Source organism: Micromonospora sp. DT227, assembly GCF_049841835.1.
In the GTDB taxonomy this organism is placed as follows: Bacteria; Actinomycetota; Actinomycetes; order Mycobacteriales; family Micromonosporaceae; genus Micromonospora.
Genome location: NZ_JBNCLA010000005.1, coordinates 234872 through 248591, shown reverse-complemented (window position 1 = coordinate 248591; position 13720 = coordinate 234872). Strand labels below are relative to the sequence as shown.

11 protein-coding genes and 2 pseudogenes are annotated in these 13720 nt (G+C 74.4%); 6 read left to right on the top strand and 7 right to left on the bottom strand.

Features of this window, described 5'->3' with window-relative positions; all coding sequences use genetic code 11:
• Positions 1 to 42 precede the first annotated feature (42 nt).
• From ACLQ2W_RS19300 to ACLQ2W_RS19290, 3 genes and pseudogenes are all read right to left on the bottom strand, one after another.
• A complete protein-coding gene (locus ACLQ2W_RS19300; RefSeq protein WP_425787624.1) occupies positions 43 to 1074 on the bottom strand; it encodes an SWIM zinc finger family protein in 1032 nt (343 codons plus the stop codon).
• Positions 1071 to 3620, bottom strand: a pseudogene (locus ACLQ2W_RS19295) (DEAD/DEAH box helicase); the annotation flags it as partial. The pseudogene ACLQ2W_RS19295 and the gene ACLQ2W_RS19300, both read right to left, overlap by 4 nt.
• Positions 3621 to 3731: 111 nt before the next feature.
• Positions 3732 to 4181, bottom strand: a pseudogene (locus tag ACLQ2W_RS19290) (ATP-dependent helicase); the annotation flags it as partial.
• Positions 4182 to 4243: 62 nt separating this feature from the next.
• On the opposite strand from ACLQ2W_RS19290, the gene ACLQ2W_RS19285 reads away from it, so the two are divergent.
• Complete coding sequence (locus ACLQ2W_RS19285; RefSeq protein WP_425787623.1) at positions 4244 to 5107, top strand: carbohydrate kinase family protein; 864 nt, start codon at positions 4244 to 4246, stop codon at positions 5105 to 5107.
• Positions 5108 to 5211: 104 nt separating this feature from the next.
• On the opposite strand, the gene ACLQ2W_RS19280 is transcribed toward ACLQ2W_RS19285, so the two are convergent.
• Positions 5212 to 5733 carry a DinB family protein gene (locus tag ACLQ2W_RS19280; RefSeq protein WP_425787622.1) on the bottom strand — a complete coding sequence of 174 codons (522 nt, stop codon included), beginning with the start codon at positions 5731 to 5733 and terminating at the stop codon, positions 5212 to 5214.
• 83 nt (positions 5734 to 5816) lie between these two features.
• Between ACLQ2W_RS19280 and ACLQ2W_RS19275 the strand changes: the two genes are divergently transcribed.
• The gene (locus ACLQ2W_RS19275) at positions 5817 to 6023 is read left to right on the top strand and encodes a hypothetical protein (protein WP_107155856.1); all 207 of its coding nucleotides are present in this window, start codon (positions 5817 to 5819) and stop codon (positions 6021 to 6023) included.
• 10 nt (positions 6024 to 6033) lie between these two features.
• On the opposite strand, the gene ACLQ2W_RS19270 is transcribed toward ACLQ2W_RS19275, so the two are convergent.
• Positions 6034 to 7179 carry a polysaccharide pyruvyl transferase family protein gene (locus ACLQ2W_RS19270; RefSeq protein WP_425787621.1) on the bottom strand — a complete coding sequence of 382 codons (1146 nt, stop codon included), beginning with the start codon at positions 7177 to 7179 and terminating at the stop codon, positions 6034 to 6036.
• A 198-nt stretch (positions 7180 to 7377) separates the two neighbouring features.
• Between ACLQ2W_RS19270 and ACLQ2W_RS19265 the strand changes: the two genes are divergently transcribed.
• Entirely contained in the window at positions 7378 to 8613 is a 1236-nt protein-coding gene (locus ACLQ2W_RS19265; RefSeq protein ID WP_425787620.1) for a hypothetical protein, read from the top strand.
• On the opposite strand, the gene ACLQ2W_RS19260 is transcribed toward ACLQ2W_RS19265, so the two are convergent.
• Complete coding sequence (locus tag ACLQ2W_RS19260) at positions 8610 to 9194, bottom strand: TetR/AcrR family transcriptional regulator (RefSeq protein ID WP_425787619.1); 585 nt, start codon at positions 9192 to 9194, stop codon at positions 8610 to 8612. The two genes, ACLQ2W_RS19265 and ACLQ2W_RS19260, sit on opposite strands and share 4 nt — an antisense overlap.
• A gap of 65 nt (positions 9195 to 9259) precedes the next feature.
• On the opposite strand from ACLQ2W_RS19260, the gene ACLQ2W_RS19255 reads away from it, so the two are divergent.
• The gene (locus ACLQ2W_RS19255) at positions 9260 to 9856 is read left to right on the top strand and encodes a dihydrofolate reductase family protein (protein WP_425787618.1); all 597 of its coding nucleotides are present in this window, start codon (positions 9260 to 9262) and stop codon (positions 9854 to 9856) included.
• A 119-nt stretch (positions 9857 to 9975) separates the two neighbouring features.
• Complete coding sequence (locus ACLQ2W_RS19250; protein WP_425787617.1) at positions 9976 to 10914, top strand: aminoglycoside phosphotransferase family protein; 939 nt, start codon at positions 9976 to 9978, stop codon at positions 10912 to 10914.
• Between the two features lie 125 nt (positions 10915 to 11039).
• Here ACLQ2W_RS19250 and ACLQ2W_RS19245 read toward each other — a convergent pair whose 3' ends face one another.
• A complete protein-coding gene (locus tag ACLQ2W_RS19245) occupies positions 11040 to 12251 on the bottom strand; it encodes an ROK family transcriptional regulator (protein WP_425787616.1) in 1212 nt (403 codons plus the stop codon).
• Between the two features lie 255 nt (positions 12252 to 12506).
• Here ACLQ2W_RS19245 and ACLQ2W_RS19240 point away from each other — a divergent pair, with 255 nt between their 5' ends.
• Entirely contained in the window at positions 12507 to 13715 is a 1209-nt protein-coding gene (locus ACLQ2W_RS19240; RefSeq protein WP_425787615.1) for a DUF7507 domain-containing protein, read from the top strand.
• Positions 13716 to 13720 lie beyond the last annotated feature (5 nt).

Here is a 13720-nt window from a genome sequence, read left to right as displayed (position 1 = left end):
AGGGCCCCCGCTTAACGCCTCCGGTAGAGACGGGGCCCCCGCTTAACCGGTCGGTCCGCGGAACTCCCGGTACGCGCGGCGCAGCCGCTCGACCAGGCCCGGCCCCCCGATCTCGGCGCCGGGTGGGCCGAGCTGCCGCAGCAGCAGCTCCGGGCCGGTGTCCAGGGTGGGCGGACGGTCGGGCAGCGCCACCGGTGAGAGCCAGAACCGGTCCAGCTCCGCCGCCGGCTCGATCGGCGTCAGCCCGGCCAGCACCCGCCCGGCGCCGGTCAGCGACACCGCCGCCGCCCCGGCCGGCTGGTCCACCGACCCGGCCGACGACACCGCTGCCGCCCCGGCCGGTTCGTCCACCGGCCCGGCCGACGACGCCGCTGCCGTCCCGACCGACGGGTCCGCTGACCCGGCCGACGACGCCGCTGCCGTCCCGACCGGCGGGTCCGCTGAACCGGCCGACGACGCCGCCGACCCGTCGGGCCGGACTCCGCGTAGCGTCCGCAGCCGGTCCAGCAGGTCGGCCCGGGACCGGCCGCGCCAGTGCAGCAGCCGGAACGGGTCCGCGTCGAACGCCTCGGCGAGCAGGTAGAACGTGGCCGCCAGGTGCTTGCACGGCACCGCGAAGTCGGGGCAGCCACAGCGCTGCGCCAGCTCGCCCACCTCGGCCGGGAACAGCGGCGCGCCCGCCGCGGCGAACAGCTCCTCCAGCTCCGCCGGCAGATCACCGGCGAGCAGCCGGGCGCTGAAGAACGCCTGCCCGGCCAGCTCCGCCTCGATCCGACGCCAGACCTCTTCCGGGTACGCGGACAAACCGATCCGCACCGGGTACGGAGTCGGCCGCGACCCCTGCACCTCGGCGGTGACGAGTCCGGGCGCGACGTCCAGCCGGAGCACCTGCCCCCGGCGCGCGTACGCCCGGCCCCGGGTGAGCCGGGAGCCGAGCGCGAACGACTCCAGCACCTCCAGGAACCGCCGCGACCACCAGGAACGCCCGATCGCACCCCGGGTGCTGCGCGCCCGCAGCCCACCCTCGACCCGCAGCGGCGGCCCGTACTCGTCGAAGCGGGGACCCGTGCTCACTCGACCACCGCCCCGGCCTCCAGCGTGAACAGCTCCCGCAGCGTCTCGGTGGACAACTCGGTGACCCACTGCTCGCCGCTGCCCACCACCGACCGGGCCAGGTTCCGCTTGTCGGCGATCATCGCGGCCACCTTCTCCTCCACCGTGCCGGCGCAGACGAACTTGCGTACCTGCACGCGACGACGCTGGCCGATGCGGAACGCCCGGTCGGTGGCCTGGTCCTCGACCGCCGGGTTCCACCAGCGGTCCACGTGCACCACGTGGTTGGCGGCGGTCAACGTGAGCCCGGTGCCGCCGGCCTTGAGCGAGAGCACGAACAGCGGTGGGCCGTCCGGCGACTGGAACCGGGTGACCATGGCGTCCCGCTCGGCCTTGCCGACGCCGCCGTGCAGGAACAGCACCTCCCGGCCGGTACGCGCCGACAGGTGCCCGCGCAGCATCCCGCCGAACTCGGCGTACTGGGTGAAGAGCAGCGCCCGCTCGTCCGCCGCGAGCACCTCGTCGACGATCTCGTCGAGCCGTTCCAGCTTGCCGGAGCGGCCGGCCAGCGCGGAGCCGTCGTGCAGCAACTGGGCGGGATGGTTGCAGACCTGCTTGAGCCGGGTCATGGTGGCCAGCACCAGCCCCCGGCGCTCGATCCCGTCACTGGACTCGATCTTCGCCATCATGTCGTCGACCACGGCCCGGTAGAGCGCGGCCTGCTCGGCGGTGAGGTTGCAGAGCACCTCCATCTCCAGCTTCTCCGGCAGGTCGGTGATGATCGACGGATCGGTCTTGAGCCGCCGCAGCACGAACGGGCCGGTGACGCGGCGCAGCCGCTCGGCCACCTCGGCGTCGCCGTGCCGCTCGATCGGCTCGGCGAACCGCTTCCGGAACGTCGCGGCCGGGCCGAGCAGCCCCGGATTGGCGAACTGCATGATCGACCAGAGGTCGGCAAGCCGGTTCTCGACAGGCGTACCGGTGACTGCGACCCGGTGCCGCGCGGGCAGCGCGCGGACCGCCTCGGCCTGCCGGGTCGCGGCGTTCTTGATCGCCTGTGCCTCGTCCACCACCACCCGGTGCCAGTCCACGCCGGCCAGGTCGACGGCGTCCCGGGCGGCCACCGAGTAGGTGGTGAGCACCAGGTCCGCCTCCCGCACGGCGGCGCCGAACTCCTCGCCCCGGGTCCGCTCCGCGCCATGGTGCACGTGCACGCGCAGGTCGGGCGCGAACGTCGCGGCCTCCCGCTGCCAGTTGCCGACCAGCGACATCGGGCACACCAGCAGCGTGGGCCCGGCCTGCGGCGGGTCGCCGGCGAGCAACGCGAGCAGCTGCACCGTCTTGCCCAGCCCCATGTCGTCGGCGAGGATCCCGCCCAGCCCCAGCGACTGGAGGAAGGTCAGCCAGGCCAGGCCGCGCCGCTGGTACGGCCGCAGCGTCCCGACGAAGCCCGGTGGCGGGTCGGCCGGGGTGAGCCGCCGCTCCGCCTCGCCGGCCAGCAGCTCGCCGAGCGCCCCGTCGGCGACCACGTCCAGCACCGGCAGCTCGCCGCCGCCCTCCTCGCCGGAGAGACCCATCCGCAGCAGGTCCGCCACGGTCAGCTCGCCGGAGGAGCGCAGCAGGCGCAGCCCGGCCTCCAGCCGCTGCGGGTCCAGCTCGACCCAGCGACCCCGCAGCCGGACCAGCGGCGACTTCAGGTCGGCCAGCGAGGCCAACTCCTCGGCGGTCAGCGGCTGGTCGCCGAGCGCCACCTCCCAGCGGTAGTCGACGAGCGCGTCCATCCCCAGTGTGCCGGCGGCGGTGGCGACCGCGCCCGGCGCGGTGCGGCTGCGCGCCCGCAGCCGGGCGCCGAGACGGGACGAGGAACGCCGCCACCAGGACGGCAGCAGCACCCCGAACCCGGCCGCGTGCAGCACCGGCGCTCCCTCGCGCAGGAACCGGTGCGCGCCCTCGGCGTCCAGCTCCATCCCCTCCGGCGCGGCGGTACGCAGCGCCGCGTCCACCTCCGGCCAGAGCCGGCTGGCCCGGCCCAGCTCCGCCAGCAGCGTCTCCTGCGGGTCGATGCCGCGGGCGGCGAGCGCGGGCACGGGCCGCTGCCAGATGTGCCCGGCGTCGACCACCAGCCCCGGCTCGTCGGTCGGGTGCAGACCGAACTCCACCCGCCACGCGCCGCCCTCGACCAGTTCGGCGACCGGGTCGACGGCCGGCTCGACCAGGCGGAACGTGGCCCGTACCGCGCCGCCGGCGGCGTCGTGCTGCCAGGCGTCCAGCTCGCGCCGCAGCGTCGCCAACGCGTCCGGCTCGGTGGTGAAGGCGCGCTCCGGGCCGGTGAGCGCGGCCAGCCAGCGCGGCACCGGACCGCCGGGTCGCATGCCCCGGTGCAGTCGGGTGTCGGCCACCGCCCGGGCGGCGGCGTCGACGAGCGCGTCCAGCGCATCCGCCACCAGCTCGCCCGGCCCCACGCCCTCGTGGGCGGCGCGGGCCGCCGGAGGCAGGGCCAGCGCAAGGTCGCGGGCCCAGCCCGCGTCCGTGCCGGTGAGCAGTGGCCGCCAGAGCGCCAGCGCGGTCACCACGTCGGCCTCCGCCACCGCCCGGAGCCGGCGCCGGGCTCGCGCCGGGTGGTGAGAGGGGGCCCCATCTCTACCGGAGGCGTTAAGCGGGGGCCCCTCCTTGAGGGCGAGCACGCCGGGGAGCAGGCGGCCACGGGTGACCAGGTCGGCGGCGAAGTCGGCCAGCTCGGCCAGGTGTCGCAGGCTGGCCCCGACCGGGTCCGGCCGGGGCGCGCGCAGCAGCGCGTACGCGTCGTCCGGGGCGTACGCCAGCGCGGGGACCCGCCAACCGGCGCGGGTGACCGGGCCACGGACCGGATCCCCGACGGCGGCCCGGACCAGCTCCGGCGAGTCCACCGGCGAGCCGGCGCGGGTGGGCAGGCCGAGCAGCACGGAGATCGGCTCACCCGGCAGCGGATCGAGCGCGGCGGCCAGCGTGGCGTGGTCGGCGGCGAACGGGTGCGGCCGTTCCCGGGGCGCACGGCCGGGCCGGCGCGGCGCGGCGGCCGGCAGCGTTCCGTTCTCGGCCCAGAGGGCGAGCCCCGCGCCGGGCAGCCACAGCCCGTGGATGACCAGCACGCTCTCCCCCTCGCGACGTCCGGGGCCAGGATAGGCGGCTCGGCGCGGATATCGTCGGCGCCATGGCCGACCTCCTCGTGATCGGCGGGCTGGGCGTGGACGTACGCGCCCGGGTGCCCGCGCTGCCGCTGCCCGCCGCCGACTCGCTGACCGTGCCCCCGGTCGAGCTACGGATCGGCAACACCGGGGCCGGGGTGGCGCTGGCCGCGCACGCGCTCGGCCTGCGGGTGACGCTCGTCGACGTGCTGGGCGCCGATCCGACCGGCGACGTGGTGCGGGCGGCGCTGGCGCGTACCTCGGTGCGGACCGTGCTGGTGGACGCGCCGGCCGGCACCCGCCGGTCGGTGAACCTGGTCGACCCGGCCGGCCGGCGGATGTCGTTGTACGACCCGCGCCCGTGGTCCGGCCCGGCGGCGCCGTTCGCCGAGGCGGAGCTGGCCGCGCTGGTCGCCGGGGCCGCCCACACCCACGTGTCGATCATGGATTGGGCGCGGGACGCGCTGCCGACGCTGCGTGGTGCCGCGTCCCTCTCCACCGATCTGCACGACTGGGACGGCGAGAACGACTACCACCGGCCGTTCGCCGAGGCCGCCGGGCTGGTGTTCGTCAGCGACGTGAAGCTGGGCGATCGGGCCGGCAAGGCGGCGGCCGGGCTGGCGCCGCGCACGGTGCTGGTCACCGGCGGGGCGGCCGGCGCGACGCTGCACACCCCGGACGCGCCGCCGGCGCACGTGCCCGCCGCCACCCCACCGGCGCCGGTGGTGGACACCAACGGCGCCGGGGACGCCTTCGCCGCCGGCCTGATCGCGGCCCGGCTGCGGGGTGCCGACCCGCTCGACGCGGCCCGCTACGCCGCCCGGGTGGCCGCCGCCGCGTGCACCCACGACGGGATGGAGTATCCGGACGGGCTGCTGCCCCGCGGGTGACGCCCGCGGGCCGGCGGCTCGACGGGTGCCGCCGCGCCCGGAGCGTGCCCACCGGCCGGGACGAGGCCGCTCCGACGCTCAGATCGCGCCGGTCTCGCCGCCGCTCAGATCGCGCCGGTCTCGCCGTCGGTCAGCTCGCGCAGGATGTCGGCGTGCCCGGCGTGTCGGGCGGTCTCCTCGATCAGGTGCACCAGCACCCAGCGCAGCGACACCTCGCCGAGCTGGGGATGCGGCACCACGTGGTCGAGGTCGAAGCGGGCGGCGACGGCGCGGGACCGGGCGCAGGCCGCCTCGTAGGCAGCGGCGAGCGCCTCGACCGTGTCGTCGGGGCCGAGCGTGAAGCTGGCGTCGGCGTCGGCCTGGGAGGTGCGGTAGACGTCGCCCGGCTCCGGCGCGAACAGCCGGACGAACCAGTTTCCCTCGACCAGGGCGAGGTGCTTGAGCAGCCCGGCCAGCGTGGTCGCCGAGGGCACCAGCCGTCGACCGGCGTCGGCGTCGGCGAGGCCGCGCGCCTTGCGCAGCACGGTGGCGCGGTGGAAGTCGAGGAACGCGTCGAGGATCGCCCGTTCGTCGCCCGTGCGGGCGAGGACCGGACCGAGTGTCGGGTCGATCGTCGGGGTCGCCATCCTGAGGACGCTAGTCGCCGGACCGGCCGCCCGCTGCCCCGCTATCCGCTGCGCGTGCCCGCCGGCCGGGGCAGGATGGGCGCATGGCTTCCACGGTGCACATTCCCCTGGTCGGCGGCGCGGCCGACGGCGAGACGGTCACGGTCGAGCTGGACAGCAACGGCCGTCCGCCACTGACCCACCACCACCTCGGGGCGGGTGGGCTGGCGGAGGCGCAGATCTACGAGCTGGAGTCGGACGACCGGCCGGAGCACGAATGGGTCTACACCTGGCGCGGCCCGGCGGTCTGAGCGCGCCGGCTCAGGCCACCGGGGCCAGCGCGCGGGCCCGGATGCTGTCCAGCACGCTACGGGTCACCTGCGAGGTGCCGCGCGCCTGCTCGCAGACCTCGGCCACCCGGCGGGCGGTCTCGTCGGCGCGGGCCGCCCGCTCGTCCCACAACCGGTCCACCTCGGCCAGCAGCGGGCCCTCCACCTCCCGCTCCATGCCGCGCAGCGCCGGCACACCGAGCCGCTGGGCCAGGTCGAAGACCTTGCCGGCGTACGGCAGCGGCAGGAACGGCGTGTTCATCATGGCGGCGAAGATCAGGAAGTGCAGCCGCATGCCGACCGCCAGGTCGAAGTGGCGCATCAGGCCGAGGATCTGCGTCGGCCGGTAGTCGCCGTGCAGGATCCGGCCCCGATCCGCGGCGATCATGTGCGACAGCACGCCGTGCGAGTGCCGGATGTCGTCGCGTTCCATCGGGACGAAGAGCACGTGCGCGTCGATCCGGTGCACCAGGAAGTCGCCGATCTGGGCGAGCAGCCGGTGGTAGCCGTCCACGTCGAGGCGTTCCGCGGCCCGGCCCGGCTCACGCACGCTCAGCCCGACCAGTCGCGAGCCGGCCGGCACGCCCTCCTCGCGCAGCCACTGCGCGGGGAACTCCTCGGGCGTGAGCAGGAACGCCGGGTCACCGGTGACGGTGATCGGGTTGACCAGGCCGGCCTCCTCCAGCACCATCCGCGACTCCTGGTCCCGGACGGTCACCTCGACGGCCTGCGCCAGCGTCTCACGGACCATGCCGGTGTCCACCCCGTCGCTGAGCGGACCGACGCCGACCGCGTACGTGAGCAGCGGCAGGCCCCGCTCCTGGGCGACCCGGACCACCCGCAGGTAGCGCCGGGCCTCCTTGTCGTAGAGGATCCCACCGCCGCCCAGGATGAGCAGGTCGAGCTGGTTGAGCACCTGGGACGAGTCGACCCGGCTGACGCCCTCCCACGGCACCGCCTCGACCTCGGGGTGGGCCAGCGCGGTGTGCGCCGGGTTTCGGGAGAACACGATGATCCGCGCGTTCGGCTCGTGCTGGCGCAGGTCGGCCAGGAGACCCGTGAGGATCGCCTCGTCGCCGAGGTTGCGGCCGCCGTACGAGCCGAGCACGCCGATGGTCAGTCCGGCGCCTCCGGTCATCCGATGCTCCTTTCCGTGGCGTCCGGACGTGCTTTCCCCCGGCTCTGGGACACATACCTACGGGCGAGGTGACCGAACCAGACAGCCGGTCGAGAAGTTCTCCGCTACCGTGTGCGGCCTGGCGAAGATCGAGGGCGGGGTGACATGACGGGGATGTCGGCCGGCGGGATACGGCATGGGCGCCTCTGGTTGCTGTTGGTGGGTGTTCGTGGGTGGTGGCAGCTCCGCCTGGCACTCGCCCGCCACCGCTGGACCTGGTATGCCGCCGTCGCGGGCTTTCTGCTGGGTGTGCTGGGCCTGGCCTCGACTCCGATCGGATCGCTCCCGGCCCTGCTGTCCGGCGTGGCCGGAGTCCTGCTCTCGGTGATCCTGCTGGCACCGGAATGGTGGGCGTTGCGTCGGGGCCGTGTCCGGCTGGTGCGTCGCCGAGGCGTGCCGACACCTCCCCTGACCGCACCGGAACGTCTGGTGCGGCTTCCCACGGACCACCGCGAGGTGGCGTGGTGTCGACCCGACGTCGACGAGGCGCTGCCGCAGGCCGGGGCGACCTACGGCTGGTCGAACAAGCGGCACGAGTTGCCCCGACGGCTGGCCGCCCACGCCGGGCCGATCCTCACCGCCCGCGTACACCGACGGCGGACGTTCAACGGACGGCTCGTTCGCCAGGACGACGACCTGACGCCGAGCCTGCTCCGGCACGGGGAGGTGCGGCTCAGTCGCACCGACTACTACACGCTTCTCTGCAGCAACTACCTGTTCGGTTGGCGGGTGCTGGACCGGGCGACCGGTGCGACGCACCTGGACGGCAGCCGGCTGCCGTTCGCGGAGGACGGCCGGCTGCTGCCGTTGTCGCAGAGTCGGCTGGCGAACGTGATCGGGGTGTCCACGCTGGCGTTGACGACCGATCGACGGCTGGTCCTGGGGTGGCAGCAGCCGGAGGCCGAGGCGGCGACAGGCGGGCTGGCTGCGCCGGCCGGTTCGGGCTCGGTTGACCTGATCGACATACACGATCGGCCACCGGGCGCGCGCTTCACCGATTTCATCCGCTCGGCCATGCGCCGGGAGCTGATGGAGGAGAGCCATCTCGCCCCGCACCAACTGGGCAACACCCGCGTGCTGGGCTACTTCCGGTGGCTCAACCGGGGCGGCAAGCCGGAGTACGTCGGCCTGACCGAACTCGCCGTCTCCTCCGACGATCTGGTCGGTACCGAAGTACAGCTGGTGGAGACGCCGTACGTGCAGGGCCTGACCCACGACTGTCCGCTGGACCTGGAGCTGCTCCGCCGTGAGCCGGACTCGCTCGACTGCCTACCCGAGGATGTGGCGGTCGCGGCGTCCATGCCGCTCTACATGTGCCTGCGGGCTCTGGGCGCGCTGCTCCGTCGGGACGACGACTTCTTCCGCCGGCTCTCCCGGCCCGCCACGGTCGGTTAGGCACGGTCGCCGGCGGCGCCGACCAGACGGGAGACCAGGGTGGAGACCACCTGATCGGGGTCGAACCCGGCGTCGATCGAGGTGGTGAGCAGGTCGAGCAGGAGCCCGTCGACCGCGTAGTGCAGCAGCGCGATCTCGTACGCCCCGCCGGGCAGGCCGGCGGCGACGTGGAAGGCGACGTCGTCGGCGTACCCCCGGCGGAGCACGTCGCCGAGCGCGGCCCGCAGTTCGGGACGGCGGCCGGCCTCCAGCCGCAGCTCCCACAGCGCCCGGGTGAGGTCGGGCTCGCGGGTGGTGCGGGCGACGATGTCGCGCAGGTAGTCGGTGAACAGCGCGAGTGACGGCTCCCGGCGGCCCAGGTCGGCCACCACCGCCGGGTCGGGCGCTATCCGGTCGAAGATCCGCTCGGCCAGGCCGGCGAGCAGCGCCGACCGGGACGGGAAGTAGTTGGAGGTCGTGCCGGTGGGCACGCCCGCCTCGGCGTCGACCGCCCGGTGGGTCAGCCCCCGCGCGCCGGCGGCGGCGAGGATCCGCAGGCCGGCGTCGGCGAGCAGGGTACGGCGTTCCGGGTTCCTGGCCACGCCGGACACCCTAGCAACAACCACAACAGGTGTTGTACATTCGTCGCCGAACCACGACGGCCGTCGTGGTTACCCCGGACATCGGAGTTGGTTTGCGCACGCTCGTCTACTTCGTCGCCAGCACGCTCGACGGCTTCATCGCCGCCCCCGACGGGTCGTTCGACTTCCTCCCGCTGGAGCCGGACGTGGCCCCCTACCTGGTGTCCGACTGGCCGCAGACGCTGCCCACGTTCGCCCACGCCCAGCTCGGCGTCCCGTCGCCACCCACCGGCCGCTTCGACGCCGTGCTGATGGGTCGCGCCACCTACGAGCCGGCCCTGACGGTCGGCGTCACCAGCCCCTACGCCCACCTGGAGCAGTACGTCTTCAGCCGTTCCCTGGACCCGGCCGACCACCCGGACGTCTCGGTGGTGACCGGCGAGCCGGGGGCGTTCGTCCGCGAGCTGAAGACGCGCCCCGGCGGCGACATCTGGCTCTGCGGCGGCGGCAACCTCGCCGGCCAACTCCTCGACGAGATCGACGAGCTGGTGGTCAAGCTCAACCCGGTGGTGGCCGGCAGCGGCATCCCGCTGGTCGACCGCGGCTTCGACCCGAGGCGGTTCACGCTCACCGCCACCCGCCCGTTCGACAGCGGCGTCGTGGTGCTGCGCTACGCGCGGTGAAGGAAGGGCCCCTGTTAACGCTTTCTGCATAGGCGGGGGCCCCGCTTAACACCGCGGCGTCAAGCGGGGGCCCGGCTAACTCGATTGCCCAAGGGGAAGACATCGCGCACGGTGGGACGGTGAGCAGCCCGACGAAGACCCGCATCACCTGGCGCGACCTGCCCGCCCACGTCCGTACCGCGGCCGAGGCCATCCTCGACGACCGGGTGGTGTCGGCGAAGTCGCAGCCGGGCGGCTTCTCCCCCGGCACCGCCGACCGGGTCCGCACCACGCGCGGCGGGCGGGCCTTCGTCAAGGCGGTCAGCCCCGCGCAGAACCAGCACACGCCGGCCATGCACCGCGCGGAGGCCCGGATCGCCGCCGCCCTGCCGCCGACCGCGCCGACGCCCCGGCTGCTCGGCAGCCACGACGACGGTGAGTGGATCGCGCTGGTCTACGCCGACGTCGAGGGCCGGCACCCGGTCACCCCGTGGGACGCCGGCGAACTGGCCGCCGTGCTGTCCACGCTGGAGACGATGGCCGCGACGCTCACCCCGGCCCCCGGGGTCGCGACCACCACCGCGACCGATGCGCTCGTGCACGACTTCGCCGGCTGGCGACGCCTCGCCGACGATCCGCCCGCCGATCTCGACCCGTGGGCCCGCGACCACCTGCCCGAGCTGTGCGCCGCCGCCGACCGCGGCCTCGCCGCGCTGGCCGGCGACACGCTCTGCCACCTCGACATCCGCGCCGACAACCTGCTGCTCGGCCCGGACGGCCGGGTCACCGTGGTCGACTGGCCCTGGGCCTGTCGCGGGCCGGCCTGGCTGGACACCTTGCTCACCGTCATCAACGTGCAGGTGTACGGCGGCCACGACCCGGACGCCCTGCTGGCCTCCCGGCCGCTCACCGCGCACGTCGACCCGGCCGATCTGACCGGGGTGCTGGCCGGTCTCACCGGCTTCTTCCTCGACGGCGCCCGTCAACCGCCGCCGCCCGGCATCCCGACCGTGCGGGCGTTCCAGCGACTCCAGGCCGACGCCCTGCTCCCCTGGCTGACCCACCGACTGAACCCCTGACCTCCCCCTCCCGTCCTTCCCTCCCCACCCTCCTCGTTGATCTTGCAGTTGCGGCCCCTCGAAGGCCCGATACGCCACTTCTGCCCGGGCCACTTCTGCAAGATCAACGAGGAGGGTGGGGTGGGTTAGGGGCGGAGGGCCAGGGGGTTGGTCAGTAACGGGGTGAAGGCGAGTTCGGCGGCGCCGATCAGGGTGGCGTCATAGCCCAGCGCGGAGACGCGCAGCTCGGCCTTGTCGCGCGAGACGGGGAGCACGTTGGCGGCGATCCGGTTGCGGACCTGCTGGGCCGCGATGCCCGGGAACACCTCGCGCAGCGTCCCGCCGAAGATCACCACGCCGGGGTTGAACAGATTGATCAGGTTCGCCACGCCGATGCCCAGCCAGTCACCGATGCGCCGCAGCGCCTCGCGCGCGGCGGCATCCCCCTGCTCGGCGGCGGCGACCACGGCCCGCACCGCCTCGCGCCCCCGGTGGTCGGCCGGGCGGCCGGCCTCGTCGAGCAGCGCCCGCTCACCCACCTCGGCCTCCAGGCACCCGCGCGAGCCGCAGCCACAGGGCCGCCCCTGGTACGGGTTGACCAGCATGTGCCCGACCTCGGAGCCGTACCCGCCGTCGCCGTCGAGCAGGTCCCCGCCGACGATGATCCCGCCACCCACGCCGACGTCACCGTGCAGGTAGATCAGGTTCTGCTCGCCGACGCCGGCACCGCGTTGGTGCTCGGCCATCGCGCCCAGGTGGGCCTCGTTACCGACCAGCACCGGCAGGCCGAGATCCAACCGCCGGGCCAGTTCCGCGCCGAACGCCTGGTCCACCCAACCCAGGTCCGGCCCGAACCGCACCATCCCGTCCCCGGGCCGGATCATCCCGCAGTAGGACGCGCCGATGCCCACGCAGACCGATGTCGGCGACGCGTCGTGGTGCAGCGCCCGCCCGAAGTCGGCGAGCACGGACACCACCGCGTCGAGGTCGGCCCCGGCCCGGGGCCGGGTCGCCTCGAGCCGGGCCGAGACCGTCCCGCCCAGGTCGACGCGGGCGGCCACGAGCCGGTCCACCGCGATGTCGAAGGCGAGGACGTGAACGGCTTCCGATTCCGGGCGGACCACGAAGGACGGGCGGCCCGCCCGTCCGCTCGTCGTGGCGGGCACCTCCCGGACCAGGCCGGCCGCCGCGAGATCCGCCGTGAGCGCCATCACCGTGCTGCGGTTGACGCCCAGCCAGTCGGCCAGCTCGACGCGGGAGACCGCGCCCCCCAGGTGGACCCGGCGGAGCAGCGCACCCAGGTTACGGCGACGGGTGTCCACCTGCGCATGCCGATCCGCAGCCAGATCCTTCAGCATCGACCACCCCGTCAGCTGACACACGGCCTGTCCTCCGAGGATAGACCTCAACCATCGGCCGGTCGGCGTTCGCTCCGACCGGGGGCCACCGCCTCGCCGAGGCCCTGTTGCGGAGCGGTCCGACGCGGACGTACCGGCACCGGCGGCGGGTGGCGTGGCCGCCCACCGAGTCGTCCACCGCCGTTCCCGCTCCTCGGAGAACATCGACCGCTAGGGTGAGTCAACATATTTTGTCCGCTTTGAAGGGTTTGGCAGATGAGACGGGTGCACGGGATCGGCGCCGGAGCGGCGGCACTTCTTCTGGTGGTGGCGGCCACCCAGGACGCCGGCGCGGTGGCCCGACCGCCGACCCGACCGGCACCGGCGGCGGCACCCGTGGCGGTGAACGCGGCGGCACCTGTCGCGAGCGACACGGCGACCACTCCGGACGGCCCGGTCGGCGCACTCGCGGCGGCGCTCACGGTCAGCAAGACCGTCACGCCCAACCCGCTGACCGTGGGCGGCACCGGGACGTACACCGTGGTGATCACCAACACCGGCGACGAGCCGGCGGCGGACGTGACGCTCAGCGACACGCTGGACCCGGGGGTGACCGTCGGCGCGCTGCCGCCCGGCTGCTCCGCGTCCGGACAGATCGTCACCTGCGGCGCCGGGACGCTCCCACCGGGCGGGTCGACCACCGTCGAGGTCCCGTTCACCGTGGACCCGAGCCTGTCGGACGGCTACAACGTGGTGAACCGCGCGGAGGCCACCAGTTCGACAGGCACCGGCGGGTCCACTCAGCTGATCACGCAGGCCCAGACGCTCGCCGACGTGACAATCACCAAGGACGGGCCGGCCACGGTCCACCCGGACGGGACGATCACCTGGAGTTTCGCGGTCACGAACCTCGGCCCGTCGGACGCGGTGGACGTCACCGTCCAGGACCCCACCGACGGCAACCTGACCACGATCGTCGACCGCCCCGCCGAATGTCCGGGCGGCGGCCTGACCATCACGTGCCCGCTCGGCACGCTCTCCCCCGGCCAGACCGAGACGTTCACGGTCACCGTGGCGGTCAACGCCGGCGTCCCGATCGACACGGTGATCACCAACTGCGCCACCGTCTACACCGGCACCCGAGAGCCCGACCCGGACAACAACCGGTCCTGTGTCGACACCGTCGTGTCACCGCCGCAGCCCCCGAGCCCGACACCGACGCCCAGCCCGACCATCACGCCGACGCCGACACCCACGCCGACCGTCACGCCGACACCCACGCCCACCGTGACGCCGACGCCGACGGGCAGCCCGACGGTCACGCCGTCCAGCAGCCCGACGTACGGGCCGGCGCCCTGGCCGACGAGGACCGGCGGCGGCGGTCACCATCTACCGGTGACCGGTTTCCCGGTCACGCTCGCCGGCGGCCTGGCCCTGGCCCTCCTGGTGGCCGGTCTGCTGCTGCGCCGACTCGCCCGCAGGTGATCCCG

Bases quoted from the DNA above. Each gene is read 5' to 3' on its own strand.
- ACLQ2W_RS19285 (WP_425787623.1), top strand. From the start codon at position 4,244: ATGGCCGACCTCCTCGTGATCGGCGGGCTGGGCGTGGACGTACGCGCC.
- ACLQ2W_RS19280 (WP_425787622.1), bottom strand. From the start codon at position 5,733: ATGGCGACCCCGACGATCGACCCGACACTCGGTCCGGTCCTCGCCCGC.
- ACLQ2W_RS19275 (WP_107155856.1), top strand. From the start codon at position 5,817: ATGGCTTCCACGGTGCACATTCCCCTGGTCGGCGGCGCGGCCGACGGC.
- ACLQ2W_RS19270 (WP_425787621.1), bottom strand. From the start codon at position 7,179: ATGACCGGAGGCGCCGGACTGACCATCGGCGTGCTCGGCTCGTACGGC.
- ACLQ2W_RS19245 (WP_425787616.1), bottom strand. From the start codon at position 12,251: ATGCTGAAGGATCTGGCTGCGGATCGGCATGCGCAGGTGGACACCCGT.
- ACLQ2W_RS19240 (WP_425787615.1), top strand. From the start codon at position 12,507: ATGAGACGGGTGCACGGGATCGGCGCCGGAGCGGCGGCACTTCTTCTG.